16 protein-coding genes are annotated in these 13,396 nt (G+C 62.0%); 8 read left to right on the top strand and 8 right to left on the bottom strand.

Going from position 1 to position 13,396, the window contains the following annotated elements:
- Positions 1-24: 24 nt before the first annotated feature.
- On the top strand, positions 25-849 hold the full coding sequence (locus tag ACW4TB_RS02760; RefSeq protein ID WP_279932125.1) for an AraC family transcriptional regulator: 825 nt from the start codon (positions 25-27) through the stop codon (positions 847-849).
- Between the two features lie 71 nt (positions 850-920).
- On the top strand, positions 921-1,307 hold the full coding sequence (locus ACW4TB_RS02755) for a cupin domain-containing protein (protein WP_279932128.1): 387 nt from the start codon (positions 921-923) through the stop codon (positions 1,305-1,307).
- A gap of 36 nt (positions 1,308-1,343) precedes the next feature.
- Here the strand turns inward: ACW4TB_RS02755 and ACW4TB_RS02750 are convergent, their stop codons facing one another.
- Genes ACW4TB_RS02750 through ACW4TB_RS02740 form a run of 3 tightly spaced genes read right to left on the bottom strand, consistent with a single transcriptional unit; the run spans position 1,344 to position 2,796 of the window.
- Positions 1,344-1,802: a DUF3429 domain-containing protein gene (locus tag ACW4TB_RS02750; RefSeq protein ID WP_046787095.1), complete on the bottom strand. Its 459-nt coding sequence runs from the start codon at positions 1,800-1,802 to the stop codon at positions 1,344-1,346.
- A 35-nt stretch (positions 1,803-1,837) separates the two neighbouring features.
- Positions 1,838-2,398, bottom strand: a complete 561-nt coding sequence (gene folE / locus ACW4TB_RS02745) for a GTP cyclohydrolase I FolE (RefSeq protein ID WP_125924799.1) — start codon at positions 2,396-2,398, stop codon at positions 1,838-1,840.
- The gene (locus ACW4TB_RS02740) at positions 2,383-2,796 is read right to left on the bottom strand and encodes a thiol-disulfide oxidoreductase DCC family protein (protein WP_279932149.1); all 414 of its coding nucleotides are present in this window, start codon (positions 2,794-2,796) and stop codon (positions 2,383-2,385) included. Before ACW4TB_RS02740 ends, folE begins: the two co-directional genes overlap by 16 nt.
- 526 nt (positions 2,797-3,322) lie before the next feature.
- Here ACW4TB_RS02740 and ACW4TB_RS02735 point away from each other — a divergent pair.
- The 6 genes from ACW4TB_RS02735 to ACW4TB_RS02710 all read left to right on the top strand — a co-directional run bounded on the left by ACW4TB_RS02735 (position 3,323) and on the right by ACW4TB_RS02710 (position 6,811).
- Entirely contained in the window at positions 3,323-3,565 is a 243-nt protein-coding gene (locus ACW4TB_RS02735; protein ID WP_254467537.1) for a hypothetical protein, read from the top strand.
- Between the two features lie 167 nt (positions 3,566-3,732).
- Positions 3,733-4,002, top strand: coding sequence for a DUF3077 domain-containing protein (locus tag ACW4TB_RS02730; protein ID WP_012313892.1), 270 nt, complete (start codon positions 3,733-3,735; stop codon positions 4,000-4,002).
- 117 nt (positions 4,003-4,119) lie between these two features.
- On the top strand, positions 4,120-4,332 hold the full coding sequence (locus tag ACW4TB_RS02725) for a DUF3077 domain-containing protein (RefSeq protein WP_254467536.1): 213 nt from the start codon (positions 4,120-4,122) through the stop codon (positions 4,330-4,332).
- Positions 4,333-4,855: 523 nt separating this feature from the next.
- The gene (locus ACW4TB_RS02720) at positions 4,856-5,098 is read left to right on the top strand and encodes a hypothetical protein (protein WP_254467535.1); all 243 of its coding nucleotides are present in this window, start codon (positions 4,856-4,858) and stop codon (positions 5,096-5,098) included.
- Positions 5,099-5,265: 167 nt separating this feature from the next.
- A complete protein-coding gene (locus ACW4TB_RS02715; RefSeq protein ID WP_279932133.1) occupies positions 5,266-5,535 on the top strand; it encodes a DUF3077 domain-containing protein in 270 nt (89 codons plus the stop codon).
- Positions 5,536-5,647: 112 nt separating this feature from the next.
- Complete coding sequence (locus tag ACW4TB_RS02710) at positions 5,648-6,811, top strand: AAA family ATPase (protein WP_115275238.1); 1,164 nt, start codon at positions 5,648-5,650, stop codon at positions 6,809-6,811.
- Between the two features lie 74 nt (positions 6,812-6,885).
- Here ACW4TB_RS02710 and ACW4TB_RS02705 read toward each other — a convergent pair whose 3' ends face one another.
- The 5 genes from ACW4TB_RS02705 to ACW4TB_RS02685 form a co-directional block, all read right to left on the bottom strand.
- On the bottom strand, positions 6,886-7,842 hold the full coding sequence (locus ACW4TB_RS02705) for a 2-hydroxyacid dehydrogenase (RefSeq protein WP_012313890.1): 957 nt from the start codon (positions 7,840-7,842) through the stop codon (positions 6,886-6,888).
- Between the two features lie 9 nt (positions 7,843-7,851).
- Positions 7,852-9,183 (bottom strand): MFS transporter, encoded by a 1,332-nt coding sequence (locus ACW4TB_RS02700; protein ID WP_174141685.1) that lies wholly within the window; start codon positions 9,181-9,183, stop codon positions 7,852-7,854.
- Positions 9,184-9,271: 88 nt separating this feature from the next.
- On the bottom strand, positions 9,272-10,846 hold the full coding sequence (locus ACW4TB_RS02695; protein WP_279932139.1) for an aldehyde dehydrogenase (NADP(+)): 1,575 nt from the start codon (positions 10,844-10,846) through the stop codon (positions 9,272-9,274).
- Positions 10,847-11,011: 165 nt separating this feature from the next.
- Positions 11,012-12,001, bottom strand: a complete 990-nt coding sequence (gene araD1 / locus ACW4TB_RS02690) for an AraD1 family protein (RefSeq protein WP_012313887.1) — start codon at positions 11,999-12,001, stop codon at positions 11,012-11,014.
- A 28-nt stretch (positions 12,002-12,029) separates the two neighbouring features.
- On the bottom strand, positions 12,030-13,337 hold the full coding sequence (locus ACW4TB_RS02685) for an MFS transporter (protein WP_115275242.1): 1,308 nt from the start codon (positions 13,335-13,337) through the stop codon (positions 12,030-12,032).
- Between the last annotated feature and the right edge of the window lie 59 nt (positions 13,338-13,396).

Raw genomic sequence — 13,396 nt, 5'->3', positions numbered from 1 at the left:
TGTTGGGTCGCAGAGCGTCTATTCATGGAACGAAAAGCAAGCCACGCAGCCACCCCCGACTGGGTCATCCGTAGCGCTCACCCTGGCAGTGTGGAACGGATCGAAGCGTGGTTCGGTAGCCATGGCTACGACCCTCACCGTCACGACACATACTCGATCGGCCGCACCCTCGCCGGCGTACAGAGCTTTCACTACAAAGGGGCGCTGTGCCATGGCCTACCGGGTAATACGCTGGTCCTGCACCCTGACGAGGTGCACGACGGCATGGCCGGGACTGAAGCGGGTTTTCGCTACCGTATGGCCTACATCGACCCGGCGCTGATCCAGAACGTGCTCGGCGGTGAACCATTGCCCTTCATTGCTGGCGGGCTGTCCAGCGACCCGCGCCTGTACCGCGCCAGTGAAGCCTTCGTGCAGGCACTGGACCACCCGCTGGAAACGTTGGAGGAACAGGACGCCGTGTACGACCTGGCGATGGCGTTGCGTGCGGTGGGCGGTAAGCCACGCGGCCGCAAACGCCTGGATTACCGCGCGGCCGAGCGCGCCAGGGCATTCATCATGGAGCACCTTCACCTGGGCATCACCCTGCAGATGCTGGAACAGGCCAGCGGCCGCGAACAATGGAGCCTGTCCCGCGACTTTCGCGCCCTCTACGGCACCAGCCCCTACCGCTTTGTGACCCTGCGACGCCTGGACACTGTGCGCAGGCTGATGCTCGATGGCTTCACCTTGGTTGATGCAGCCCTGGCGGCAGGCTTTCACGACCAGAGCCACATGACACGCCACTTCACACGTAGCTATGGCGTGTCACCTTTGCGCTGGATGGAGCGCTTGCGACCTGCCCGCTGACGTGCAGGATCGTACAAGAACGCCTTGTGTAGGTTCGATAGGCTGGCCACTTCAACCCATGAGGATCCGTCATGTTTAACTCCAACCCGCAACGCGCAACATGCCCTGTAAACCTTGCCCAGAAAGCTTCGCTGATCGACCAGCAGTGGAGCCCGAGAGTGGTCGCCGAAATGAACGACTACCAGTTCAAGGTTGTGCGAATAGAAGGTGAATTCATCTGGCATTCACACCCGGAAACCGACGAAGCGTTTCTCGTGCTCGAAGGCACCCTGCGCATTGATCTACCGGAGGGCTGCGTTTACGTGAACCCGGGCGAGTTGTATGTGGTGCCACGTGGCGTGGAGCACAGAACAGCCGCCGAGGGCGAAGCAAAACTGATGATGATCGAGCCGCGAGGCGTTCTGAATACCGGCCATGAAGGTGGGGAGCGCACTGCTTTGAACGACGTCTGGATCTGAGCGCTTGAAATCACTCATCAAGGAGTGCTTCTGGTTTCAAAAATCCATTGCTATCGCAAGTGCACTGAGCAGCAAACAGAGGCTTGCGACAGCCGTCAAATGGACTCGCATCGGCATAAACCACCCAGGCACAGCTTGCGCCAGTTGGCGATCCTGCCAAAGATGACCGATAAAACCAAAGGTCAACACCAAACAACCCAATGGCACAGGTAGCAGCGTGCCAACCCAACCGATCAGCGCCGGTATGACGCTCCACACGAGTCGCTCGCGACGCTGCTTGGCGAGCAAACCCTCTAACGTCATGGCGAAACCCCAGTGCAGAGCGCCGACGAAGCTCAATATCACAGCGCCATAGCTGACCAGCATGATCGAGGCAAAACCTCGGTATTCAGCAAAAAAAACGATGAGCAGCGTCAAGCCAACAAAGGGCAGCAAGCCACCGTAACCCAGCACCGCAAAGCGGCTTGAAGGTAAAGCAGCAGTAACTGAACTCATTTGGACACCCCTTCGCGACGGCTCAGCATCGGATTTCAATTGTGTCGGCCAATGAGGTTGAGGAATTCGTGGCGAGTCGAAGCGGAGTCGCGAAACTCACCTAACATCACCGATGAAATCATCACCGAGTTCTGCTTCTCTACACCGCGCATCATCATGCACATGTGCTTGGCTTCAATCACGACCGCAACCCCTGCGGCATCCGTGACTTCCTGAATGGCATACGCAATTTGCCGCGTCAGGTTTTCCTGTATCTGTAAACGACGGGCAAACATGTCAACAACGCGCGCGACCTTGGAAAGCCCCAATACGCGCCCTGTTGGCAGGTAGGCGACATGAGCTTTACCAATGAATGGCAACATGTGGTGTTCGCACAACGAGTAGAGTTCTATGTCACGAACGACAATCATTTCATCGTTTTGACTCTCGAACAAAGCGCCGTTCACTACCTCTTGAAGATTCTGGCCATACCCGTTGCACAAGTACTGCATCGCTTTGGCCGCACGCTTGGGCGTGTCCAGGAGCCCTTCGCGCTGCGGGTTTTCACCAACGCCGACAAGAATCTCATGATAGTGCTCGGCTAACGAATGTGACATTTGGTCTCCTCACCGGTACAACGGTGCCCGCCATCGGGATGTGGTAGCCAGGCCAAGTGTGGCCTCAAACGACAGAACAGCCTGTAAAAAACTGAAAACAGGGGGCGTAACGGGCGCCAGGACAGTGGCGCGACCCACCCTCCCACATCAGCAGCCCGCCAACTCCACAACGTGGCGTCCAAGCCTGTGACCCACTGCCCGTTCGCGAACCTTGCATGCAGGCATGACCTCAATTGCTCAACCGTCAAGCCCAGTGACTCTGCATCGAAATCATCAGCACTGATGTCAACCAGAATGAGCTTTGCCTCGGTCGATTTCCTGCGCAGGAACGCGATCTCTCGGGCGCACAAAGGGCAGGCGCCATCGAAGTACAGCGTCAGGGGCCACTTACAATACATGTACAACCTCTCATCTTTGTACAGGTTTTTGTATAAGTTAGCCGAAACCAGGAAAATCGCAATGGGTGTGTGATGGCTTTCGGGAGATGATAGCCAGGCGCAATGCATGGAGTGCGGTGGCTGCTGGGACGCAGCTGCCGCTATTACACAAAGGCTGGCATGACCTGACCGCGGTGGTCATTCTTGAGTGCCAACGCGTTACAAGCTGTTACATCGAACGGCCGAAAAAATCAGATTAAACCCCTTTCCTGTAGGGCATTTCCCAAAGATACTGCCGCCGCCCATTTTTCGTTGCACATGGCCAATGTGGATTCTAGTCTCGGCCGGTCGCTGCCAATTCAGCGACCGGTTTTGACAGACCGTCTTCGTTGTCCACATGTGCACACTGTTATGGTGGCTGTACGTGCGGGCACCCTCTGGTGCGCCGAGTGCCAACGTCTCGGTCTGTCAACCCGCGTACAGCTGCCACCTCATTGTTTGACAGCAAGGCCGTGGTAGCTCCACCGTTCGACGTTGGAGTTTCATCATGCTCAAGATCGTCCCCGATCCGCCTCACAATCCCCACTCCCTCGAAGACACGCTGATGATGGCTGCCGACTACGCGCTCTGCGCCGAGGTCGTTGCCCAACAGGCGATGTTGATGCAGCCGAAATCACCCGTGTCCGTGATGATCATGACCTCGATGCACGAGCTTGATGCCCTGCGCAAATTGCTCGAGTCAGCACTGGCCCAAATACAAAAGCCAGCCGACCCGCAGACGCTGCATTAATCCTCATCATGATCTGCCTGGCCTGGCTCTTTCACGGGCCAGCTTCCTCGCACAGCACCGCCCCTGAGGTTGTAGACGACCCTCAGACGCCCGGTGAAACCTGTGGGAGTCCGGCTTGCCGGCGATAGGGCCAGCCCAGGCAGCTACACCTTCAGGGAGATCAAAAAATGGCCACCGAAGAAACCGCATTCACCGTAGGCAAAACCACCTTCTACCAAGGTGAAAACCAGACCCACCCCCTGTTCCGCATCGAGCCTGGCATCCCCTGCCAAAGCGCCCGCGAACAGGCCTCGGAACTGATGGGCTATGCCCGCGACCTGACCATCGACGGCCTGATGGAAGACAAGCCCCAGCTGCTGTGGGCCTCCCACTACCTCTGCGCCCTGGCCAAGGCCCTGCTCGATGATGCCGAGCTGGGCATGATGAAAACCCCGTGAACACACACCCACCTGCAGGCCCACTCCGCCCCCCGGAGCGGCCTTGTGTCGCGAAAGGGCCGCCTAGCGGCCCCAGCAATCTCAGCCCGCCCAGCTGACCGCCAAGAGAACAGCTCAATGCCAAAAGACCCAATCACACCCCAAACCCTGTTCACTGCCGCGCCGGACGTACCCATCCTGAAAGCCAAGGAACAAGCGTCGAAACTGATGGAGTGCGCCCGTTATCTGAACCACACGGGCGTCATGCTGGGTGATCACCGAATGGTCGTAGCGTCCCACCACCTCAATACGATGGTGCGGGTGCTGCTGGATCAGCTCGAGGATGAGTAACCCCCCTTCTCCGTGGCCGTGTTGAGCGGTAATCGGTTCGAGAAAAGCTCGCATGACTCTCTCCAAGCCTCGTTGCGGGCCGCGGTCAGTGCTTTATGCAGGGCTACGCGTCACGGTTTGCTCGAGCCGTTGGGCAACGCTCAGTTTCTGCGAGCTAAATGTTGATTGCCAACAGGTTACAAGCGGTTACATCGAACAGCTGAAAAATCAGATTTAACCGCTTTCTTGTAGGGCATTTCCCAAAGATACTGCCGGCGCCTGTTTTCCGTTGCGCACGCAAAAAGTGGACTTTAGTCTCGGCACGTCGTTGTCACTCAACGACTGGGTTAGCCGCCCAAAAATCGTCGGACACTACAGCCGTGCAATACCGAGAAATCGGCATTAGCGCCGTTATGGCGGCTGTGCGTGGGGCACCTTCGGGTGCGCCGGGTGCCTGACGTCCCGGTCGGCTAACCCGCGTACAGCTGCCACCCATTCGTTTAGCCGCGATTGGTGGTTGCTCCACTACGACAGGAGCCACACCATGTTGAAGATCGTCCCCGATCCGCCTCACAATCCCCACTCCCTCGAAGACACGCTGATGATGGCTGCCGACTACGCGCTCTGCGCCGAAGTCGTTGCCCAACACGCGATGTTGATGCAGCCGAAATCACCCGTGTCCGTGATGATCATGACCTCGATGCACGAGCTTGATGCCCTGCGCAAATTGCTCGAGTCAGCACTGGCCCAAATACAAAAGCCAGCCGACCCGCAGACGCTGCATTAATCCTCATCATGATCTGCCTGGCCTGGCTCTTTCACGGGCTAGCTCTCTCGCACAGCACCGCCCCTGAGGTTGCAGACGACCCTCAGGCGCCCGGTGAAACCTGTGGGAGTCCGGCTTGCCGGCGATAGGGCCAGCCCAGGCATCTAAACCTTCAGGGAGATCAAACAATGGCCACCGAAGAAACCGCATTCGCCGTCGGCAAAACCACCTTCTACCAAGGTGAAAACCAGACCCACCCCCTGTTCCGCATCGAGCCTGGCATCCCCTGCCAAAGCGCCCGCGAACAGGCCTCGGAACTGATGGGCTATGCCCGCGACCTGACCATCGACGGCCTGATGGAAGACAAACCCCAGCTGCTGTGGGCCTCGCACTACCTCTGCGCCCTGGCCAAGGCCCTGCTCGATGATGCCGAACTGGGCATGATGAAAACCCCGTGAACACACCCCTACCTGCAGGCCCACGCCGCCCTCCCGAAACCGTGCTGAACGGTAGTAAGGCACGTGCAGTTCGCCCACAATCAGGCACAGAGTTAAACCTGGGACGCACCGCATGCTCACCACCCTCGCCATAGGCAACTACCGCTCCATCAACCACCTTGTGTTGCCTTTAAGCCAACTCAACCTGGTGACCGGCGCCAACGGCAGCGGCAAATCCAATCTGTACAAAGCCCTGCGCCTGCTCGCCGAGACCGCCCAGGGCGGCGTGATCGAAGCGCTTGCCCGCGAAGGCGGGCTGGATTCGACCTGGTGGGCCGGGCCAGAGATGAGTGCGCGCATGAAGCGCGGTGAAGTGCCCATACAAGGCCAGCATCCGAGCGAGGCCAAACGCCTGCGGCTGGGCTTCGCCACCGAGGATTTCGGCTTTGCCATCTCGCTGGGCTTGCCGATACCCCTGCCCTATCCCACCGCATTCATGCTCGACCCCGAGATCAAGTGCGAAGCCATCTGGGGCGCTGGGGCTTATCGCCCATCGTCCTTATTGGTTGAGCGCAAGAACGCCATGGTTCGTGCGCGGGAAGGCAATGGTTGGACGGTGCTCGATCAACATGCCGACAGCTGCGAGAGCTTTTTCAACATCGTGGGCCGGCCACGACAGGCGCCGGAGATTGGTGAGCTGCGGGCGTTCATCAACAGCTGGCGCTTCTACGATCACTTCCGCATCGACCGCGACGCACCCTGCCGCCAACCGCAGCTGGGGACGCGCTCGCCGGTGCTGCATCATGACGGGCGTAACCTTGCCTCGGCGTTGCAGACCATCATCGAGATTGGCGAGGTTGAAGACCTGATAGCGGCACTGGATGACGCGTTTCCCGGTAGCCGCTTGGAGATTGATGCGCCGCCGGGTGGGCTGTTCAGCGTGCGGCTGCATCAGCATGGGCTGTTGCGCCCGCTGGGTGGGGGTGAATTGTCGGATGGTACGTTGCGTTATCTGTTGTTGATGGCTGCGCTGCTGACGCCACGTCCGCCGTCACTGATGGTGCTTAACGAGCCGGAAACCAGCTTGCATGCCGACCTGCTGCCTGCGCTGGCGCGGTTGATCATTCGCGCTTCGCGGCGGAGCCAGGTTTGGGTGGTGTCGCACAGTGCGCCGCTGATTGAGGCGCTGTCGGCGTGTGACGGGTGCAATGTGCTGGAGCTGGAGAAGGTTCAGGGGCAGACACAGCTACGCGGGGTTGGGTTGCTGGATGAACCGCTGTGGCGGTGGGTTGACTGACCACGACGGCACCCTGCCTCAAGCCCCGAATGCCAAGGCGTGCAACGCAGGAGCTGGCCGCTCCTGCGCGCTCCCTATCGCACTGGATGCCTTGGTGCCCTACCTTCGAGCACCGCCGCCAGTTCGGCCGCTGCGGTACGCGCCATCAACGCACGTGCCTCGACGGTGGCGGAACCAATGTGCGGCAAGGCAACCACCTGGGGCAAGGCCAGCAATGGCGAACTCGCGGGCAACGGCTCTAGCTCGAACACATCCAGCCCAGCCGCGCGGATCTGCCCTTCGGCCAGCGCCTTTAGCAGCGCGCGCTCGTCGACCACCGCGCCACGGGCAATGTTGACGAACACGGCATCGGCGCGCATAGCGGCGAACTGCGCGCGGCCGAACAGGTGATGGGTGGCCGCACTCAGCGGCACGCAGACGCAGACGAAGTCCGCCTCGCCCAGCAACTGCATCAGCGGCACACGCCTTGCCGCAAACTCCGCTTCATACTCGGGCTTGGCGCTGTTGCCGCTGTACAGCACCGGCATGCCAAAACCAAAGTGCGCGCGCCTGGCCACGGCCGCACCAATCCGGCCAAGGCCGACGATGCCCAAGGTCTTGCCGTGTACATCCATGCCGAAGCGCGAGGCATCGATGCCCTGAGTCCAGCCGCCGTCACGCACCAGTTGCGCCAGCTCGCATGCGCGTCGCGCGGCCATCATCAGCAGCATGAACCCGGTATCGGCGGTGGTTTCGGTCACCGCATCGGGGGTATTGGTCAAACAGATGCCGCGGTCGCGCAGATAGCCCAAGGGGTAGTTGTCGAAGCCAGCAGACACGCTGGCAATCACCTTGAGCGAAGGCGCGTGGTCGAGCAGCTCAGCATCCAGCGGTAATGTACTGCCGATCAGTCCGTCGGCAGTGGCCAAGGCCGCAAGGAAGCCGTCGCGGTCAGCCAACGGCTGGTCGAAACGCCGGAAGTGGTAACGCTGTTCGAGGTCGGCCAGCACCTCGGCGCTGGAAATAGGCCCGAAAGAAACGACACGTTGCATGCAACCTCCTCAGTGGGTGCGCGATTCAGGTTGAACCGCATACAAGCGGCGTGGCACGGCCCAGACAATCAGCACCACCGCCAGCAGGCTGACCGCCGTCAGCAGCCACAATGCGGGCGTCGCCGAGCCGCTGACATCGCGGACCTTGCCCACCATGTAAGGCGCAATGATGCCGCCGAGCTGGCCGATCGAGTTGATCAACGCGATACCCGCCGCTGCGGCCAACCCGGCCAGGTATTTCGGCGGTAAGGTCCAGAAGATCGGCATCCAGGCGATGATCCCGGTCATGACAAGGCTCATGCCCAGCATCAGTACCAACAGCTGGGCGTTGAAACCGGCACACAAGGCATAGCCAACGGTAGTCATGGCTGCGCAACCCGCCATGTGCCAGCGGCGCTCGCCGCGCAGGTCGGAGCTGCGGCCGATCAGCAGGTTGCCCACCACTGCCAACAGGTACGGGATCATGGTCAGCAGGCCGATATCCAGTGCATCGTCCACCCCAGCGTTGCGAATCAACTGGGGCATCCAGAACAGTAACCCGGTCAGCGCCATGACCAGGCACAGATAGATCGCCGACAGCGCCAGCGAAGCGGGCTCACGCAGAATCGCCCTGATCGAGCTGCCACCGCTGGGCTTGGGCTCGGCGTCCAGACGCTCTCGCAGGTAGCGTTTCTCTTCGCCGTCAAGCCACCGGGCATCTTCGATGCGATCAGTGACCAGCCACAGTACCAGTAGGCCGAGCAGCACCGATGGCAGGCCTTCGAGTAGGAACAGCCACTGCCACCCGGCCAGGCCGTTTACCCCGTCGAAGTGGCCGAGGATAAACCCGGCCAACGGACCGCCAACGATGCCGCATAGGCAGATCGAGCTCTTGAAATAGGCGTTGATGCGCGCACGGCGGTCGCTGGGGTACCACTGGGTGAAGAAGTACAGCACGCCGGGCACGAAGCCGGCTTCCATGACACCGATCAGAAAACGCAGTACGTAGAACCAGGTTTCGCTGGTGACGAACATCATTGCCGCCGAGGTCAAACCCCAACTGATCATGATGCGGGCAATCCAGATACGTGCGCCGATGCGGTGCAGCAGCACGTTGCTCGGTACCTCGAACAGGAAGTAGCCGACGAAGAACAGGCTCGCACCCAACCCGTACACAGCGTCACTGAAACCCAGCGCGCTTTGCATCTGCAGCTTGGCGAAGCTGATATTGACCCGGTCTAGGTAGGCGAACAGGAAACACACGATGAACAACGGCACAATGCGCCAGCTGATCTTGCGAAACAGACGACTATCCAGTGACTCCCACGCGACCTGGTCGGCGGGCAGGGAACGACTCGGCATGGCTGCAACCTCTTTTTGTTGTTTTACGGTGTCGGTCGAAAGCCCGCCGGGGCATAGCCCGGCGGGTATACAGCGCTAGCACCCTGCCTCAGCTCAGCGCATCACGGCTGTGCTGGCCGTCGACCAGGCGTTGCAGGCCCAGCGGGTTGGCGTTTTTCAGGGCGTCGGGCAGCAGCGCGTCCGGGTAGTCCTGGTAGCACACCGGGCGCAGGAAGCGGTCGATGGCCAGAGTGCCGACCGAGGTACCACGGGCATCGGAGGTGGCCGGGTAAGGCCCGCCATGCACCATTGCATCGCACACCTCGACGCCTGTCGGGTAGCCGTTGACCAGCAGGCGGCCGGCCTTGCGCTGCAGCAGCGGCACCAGCGCGGCGAAGCGCTGGAAGTCCTCCGGCTCGGCGATCAGGGTGGCGGTCAGTTGCCCGTGCAGGGCTTGCAGGGCGCGGCGCAGTTCGGCTTCGTCGGCCACTTCGACCACCACCGTGGCAGGCCCGAAAACCTCCTCCTGCAGCAGCTCGTCGCCGTTGAGCAGCAAGCTCACATCGGCCTGGAACAGCTGTGCCCGGGCCTGGTCGCCGACCTGCTCGGCACCGGCCAGATGGCGCACGCCCGGGTGTTGCTGCAGGCGTTGTACGCCGCTGGCATAGCTGCGCAAGGTACCGGCATTGAGCATGGTCTGCGCGGGCTGGTCGGCCATATGCGCAGCCAGTGCCGCGACGAAGGTGCCGAACGCTTCACCGGCAATGCCGATGACCAACCCAGGGTTGGTGCAGAATTGCCCGCAACCCAGTACCACCGATGCGGCGAGTTCCTTGGCCACCTGCTCGCCGCGGGCCTGCAGCGCCGCAGGCAACACCAGCACCGGGTTGATGCTGCTCATTTCGGCGAACACCGGGATCGGCTGCGGGCGCGCTGCGGCCAGGTCGCACAGGGCACGGCCGCCCTTGAGCGAACCGGTGAAACCGACCGCCTGGATCGCCGGATGGCGCACCAGCGCTTCACCGACACCGGCGCCATAGATCATGTTGAACACGCCAGCGGGCATGCCGGTAGCCACCGCCGCACGCTCGATGGCTTCAGCCACCAGCTCGGCAGTGGCCATATGGCCGCTGTGGGCCTTGACCACTACCGGGCAGCCGGCAGCCAGTGCTGCGGCGGTGTCGCCGCCGGCAGTGGAGAACGCCAACGGGAAGTTGCTGGCGCCGAACACGGCCACCGGGCCAAGGCCGGTGCGGTACTGGCGCAGGTCAGGGCGTGGCAGTGGCTGGCGCTGTGGCTGCGCGCGGTCGATGCGCGCCCCCAGGTAGTCGCCACGGCGCAGTACCTTGGCGAACAGGCGCATCTGGTTGCTGGTACGGCCACGCTCGCCCTGGATGCGGGCAGCCGGCAGCGCAGTTTCGCGGCACACCGTGGCGACGAAGCTATCGTCCAGCGCGTCCAGCTGGTCGGCAATGGCATCCAGAAACTGCGCGCGGCGCTCTGGCGCCAGGGCGTTGTATTCGGCAAATGCTGCTTCGACGGCCTGGGCGGCGGCGGCCACCTCTTCAGGGGTGGCCTGGGTGAAGACCACCGGCAATGCTTCGCCGGTGCGTGCATCGAGGCTTTGCAGGCGTACGCTGCCGGCAGCGCTGCGCTGGCCGCCAATGAAGTTGCTTCCAGACATGGTTGACTCCTGTAACAAAGAATGAGGGCTCAGTGGCGCATGGCGGTCAGTCAGGGTGGAGGGGGCCGCGCAAATTCTTGAGGTTTGCGCGGTACCTGTGGGAGCTGGCTTGCCGGCGATGGACCGCACAGCCGTGCCGACTTCATCGACTGACCGGCAACACGCTCAAAGGCTTTTCACTACACCTGGGCGACGCTGCCCGGACGCTGCGCCAATACCATTGCGCAGCGGCTGGCCAAAGGCATCGAGGCTGACCTCGAAGGTATCGCCCGGGCGAGCCTGAACGCCGTCGGCAAACGACAGCGTGGCGGTGCCGAAATAGTGCACATGGATATCGCCGGCACGCAGGAACTGGTCGTACTTGAAGTGGTGGAACTCGAGGTTCTCGAAGCTGTGGCACATGTTCTGCTCACCCGACAGGAACGGCTTGCTCCACAGCACCTGGCCATCGCGCAGGATGCGGCTGGTACCTTCCAGGTGAGCCGGCAATGCCCCAAGGCGCAGCTCCGGGCCGAAGCTGCAGGCGCGCAGCTTGGAATGCGCCAGGTACAGGTAGTTGCGCCGCTCCATCACATGGTCGGAAAACTCGTTGCCCAAGGCGTAGCCAAGGCGGTATGGCGTGCCGTCGGTACCGATCAGGTACAGCCCGACCAGCTCCGGCTCTTCGCCGGCATCTTCGGCAAAGGCCGGCAGCGGCAGGTCGGCGCCGGGGCGCACGACGATGCCGCCGTCGCCCTTGTAGAACCACTCCGGCTGCGCGCCCTCCTCGCCCGCTGGCGGCCGACCGCCTTCCAGGCCCCACTGGAACATGCGCATGCTGTCAGTGACGGCGCCTTCGGCTTGCTGCTGGTGCATCTTGTCGCGGGTGGCGGCGCTGCCCAGGTGGGTCAGGCCGGTACCGGTCACCAGGCAGTGAGCCGGGTCCGGGTGGTCCAGCGGTGGCAGTACGCGGCCTTCGGCCAGCAGGGCCAGGTAGTCATGGCGCTCGCCCAGCCCGGCGGCCTGCACTTCGCAGGCCAGGTCACGGCCAGCGGCTATGGCCTGCAGGGCCAGCTCACGGGTGCTGGCGGCGCCCAGTACTTCAAGGGCGTACTCGCCTTCCACCACGCCCACGCGGCGCGCGCCGGCGGCGGTTTCGAATTGGATCAGTCGCATGCTTGTGCTCGCTTGTCGGTTGCGAAGGTTAGCGGGAGGCTTCGGCCGCCCGCGTGGAAGCCAGGCGCTGGCGGCGCTCCAGGCGGTTGTAGACCACGCCCGTGAGCAGCACCCCGCACAGCATCACCAGCGCCAGGAAATACAGGCCCGACGACAGCTGCCCGGTGTACTCCTTGAGCGCGCCGATGCCGAACGGGCCCAGGTAACCGCCGAGGTTGCCGATCGAGTTGATCAAGGCGATGCCCGCAGCAGCGCTGGCACCAGAGAAGAACCGCCCCGGCAGCGTCCAGAAGATGGCCGTGCAGGAGAACAGCGCGAACGCCACCAGGCACAGCGCGGCCAACTGCAGCACCGGCACCGTCAGCCAGGCGCTGAAAAACAGGCCGACGGCACCCAGGGCGTACAGCAGGCCCAGATGGCCATAGCGGTCGTTCAGGCGGTCGGAGCTTCGCGGCACGATCAGCAGGCCGATGATGCCGAACAGGTAAGGCACCGCCGAGACAAAACCGGTGACCAGGTCACTACCGCCAAACTGGTGGATCAGCGTTGGCAGCCACAGGCCCAGGCCATAGATGCTCAGGGTCATCGGCAAGTAGAACAGCGCCAGCAACAGCACCCGCCCATCTTTTAGGGCATGTAGCGGGTTGCCATGGCGGGTCTGGCCGAACTCGCGCAGGTCGTTGGCCAACTGCTCCTGCAGCCAGTTGCGTTGCTCGTCGCTGAGCCAGCGCACCTTGGCAGGGCCGTCCGGCAGCAGGCGCAAGGTGGGCCAGGCCAACAGCACTGCCGGGGTACCGATACAGATGAACAACCACTGCCAGCCATGCAGGCCGTAGATGCCCTCAAGCCCCAGCAGCGCACCCGAAAGTGGCCCGGTGATCAGCATGGCCAGCGGCTGCGAGAGAATGAAGAAGCCCAGAATTTTGCCGCGATGGCGCACCGGGTACCACTGGGTGATGTAGTACAGCACCCCCGGGAAGAAGCCCGCCTCGGCGGCCCCCAGCAAAAAACGCATCACATAAAAGCCGTTGGGCCCCGTGACAAACGCCATGCCGACAGTGATCGCGCCCCAGGTCAGCAAAATGCGGGCGAACCAGCGACGTGCACCGAAGCGGTCGAGCAACAGGTTGCTCGGCACTTCGAAAAGAAAATAACCGATGAAGAACAGCCCGGCGCCAAGGCCATATGCCGCATCACCCAGGCCTATGTCGGCGCCCATGTGCAGCTTGGCAAAGCCCACCGCCGAACGATCGACATAGGCCACCAGGTAAAGCAGAACCAGAAAAGGGATGAGTTTCAGTGTGATCAGGCGGACGAGCCGCTGCTCCTGAATCATGGCGATGTCTCCAATTGTTCTTGTAATGGGCACAGCACCTGGCCGGGGCTTTTTGGCAG

This window comes from Lelliottia jeotgali, assembly GCF_977070485.1.
Note: the sequence above shows the minus strand (reverse complement) of the source record. Positions and strands in the feature narration are given on the sequence as shown.

What these genes read in the sequence shown, in the direction of transcription:
- ACW4TB_RS02760 (WP_279932125.1), top strand. Translation starts at nt 25, where the DNA reads ATGGAACGAAAAGCAAGCCACGCAGCCACCCCCGACTGGGTCATCCGT.
- ACW4TB_RS02755 (WP_279932128.1), top strand. Translation starts at nt 921, where the DNA reads ATGTTTAACTCCAACCCGCAACGCGCAACATGCCCTGTAAACCTTGCC.
- ACW4TB_RS02750 (WP_046787095.1), bottom strand. Translation starts at nt 1,802, where the DNA reads ATGAGTTCAGTTACTGCTGCTTTACCTTCAAGCCGCTTTGCGGTGCTG.
- folE (WP_125924799.1), bottom strand. Translation starts at nt 2,398, where the DNA reads ATGTCACATTCGTTAGCCGAGCACTATCATGAGATTCTTGTCGGCGTT.
- ACW4TB_RS02740 (WP_279932149.1), bottom strand. Translation starts at nt 2,796, where the DNA reads ATGTATTGTAAGTGGCCCCTGACGCTGTACTTCGATGGCGCCTGCCCT.
- ACW4TB_RS02735 (WP_254467537.1), top strand. Translation starts at nt 3,323, where the DNA reads ATGCTCAAGATCGTCCCCGATCCGCCTCACAATCCCCACTCCCTCGAA.
- ACW4TB_RS02730 (WP_012313892.1), top strand. Translation starts at nt 3,733, where the DNA reads ATGGCCACCGAAGAAACCGCATTCACCGTAGGCAAAACCACCTTCTAC.
- ACW4TB_RS02725 (WP_254467536.1), top strand. Translation starts at nt 4,120, where the DNA reads ATGCCAAAAGACCCAATCACACCCCAAACCCTGTTCACTGCCGCGCCG.
- ACW4TB_RS02720 (WP_254467535.1), top strand. Translation starts at nt 4,856, where the DNA reads ATGTTGAAGATCGTCCCCGATCCGCCTCACAATCCCCACTCCCTCGAA.
- ACW4TB_RS02715 (WP_279932133.1), top strand. Translation starts at nt 5,266, where the DNA reads ATGGCCACCGAAGAAACCGCATTCGCCGTCGGCAAAACCACCTTCTAC.
- ACW4TB_RS02710 (WP_115275238.1), top strand. Translation starts at nt 5,648, where the DNA reads ATGCTCACCACCCTCGCCATAGGCAACTACCGCTCCATCAACCACCTT.
- ACW4TB_RS02705 (WP_012313890.1), bottom strand. Translation starts at nt 7,842, where the DNA reads ATGCAACGTGTCGTTTCTTTCGGGCCTATTTCCAGCGCCGAGGTGCTG.
- ACW4TB_RS02700 (WP_174141685.1), bottom strand. Translation starts at nt 9,183, where the DNA reads ATGCCGAGTCGTTCCCTGCCCGCCGACCAGGTCGCGTGGGAGTCACTG.
- ACW4TB_RS02695 (WP_279932139.1), bottom strand. Translation starts at nt 10,846, where the DNA reads ATGTCTGGAAGCAACTTCATTGGCGGCCAGCGCAGCGCTGCCGGCAGC.
- araD1 (WP_012313887.1), bottom strand. Translation starts at nt 12,001, where the DNA reads ATGCGACTGATCCAATTCGAAACCGCCGCCGGCGCGCGCCGCGTGGGC.
- ACW4TB_RS02685 (WP_115275242.1), bottom strand. Translation starts at nt 13,337, where the DNA reads ATGATTCAGGAGCAGCGGCTCGTCCGCCTGATCACACTGAAACTCATC.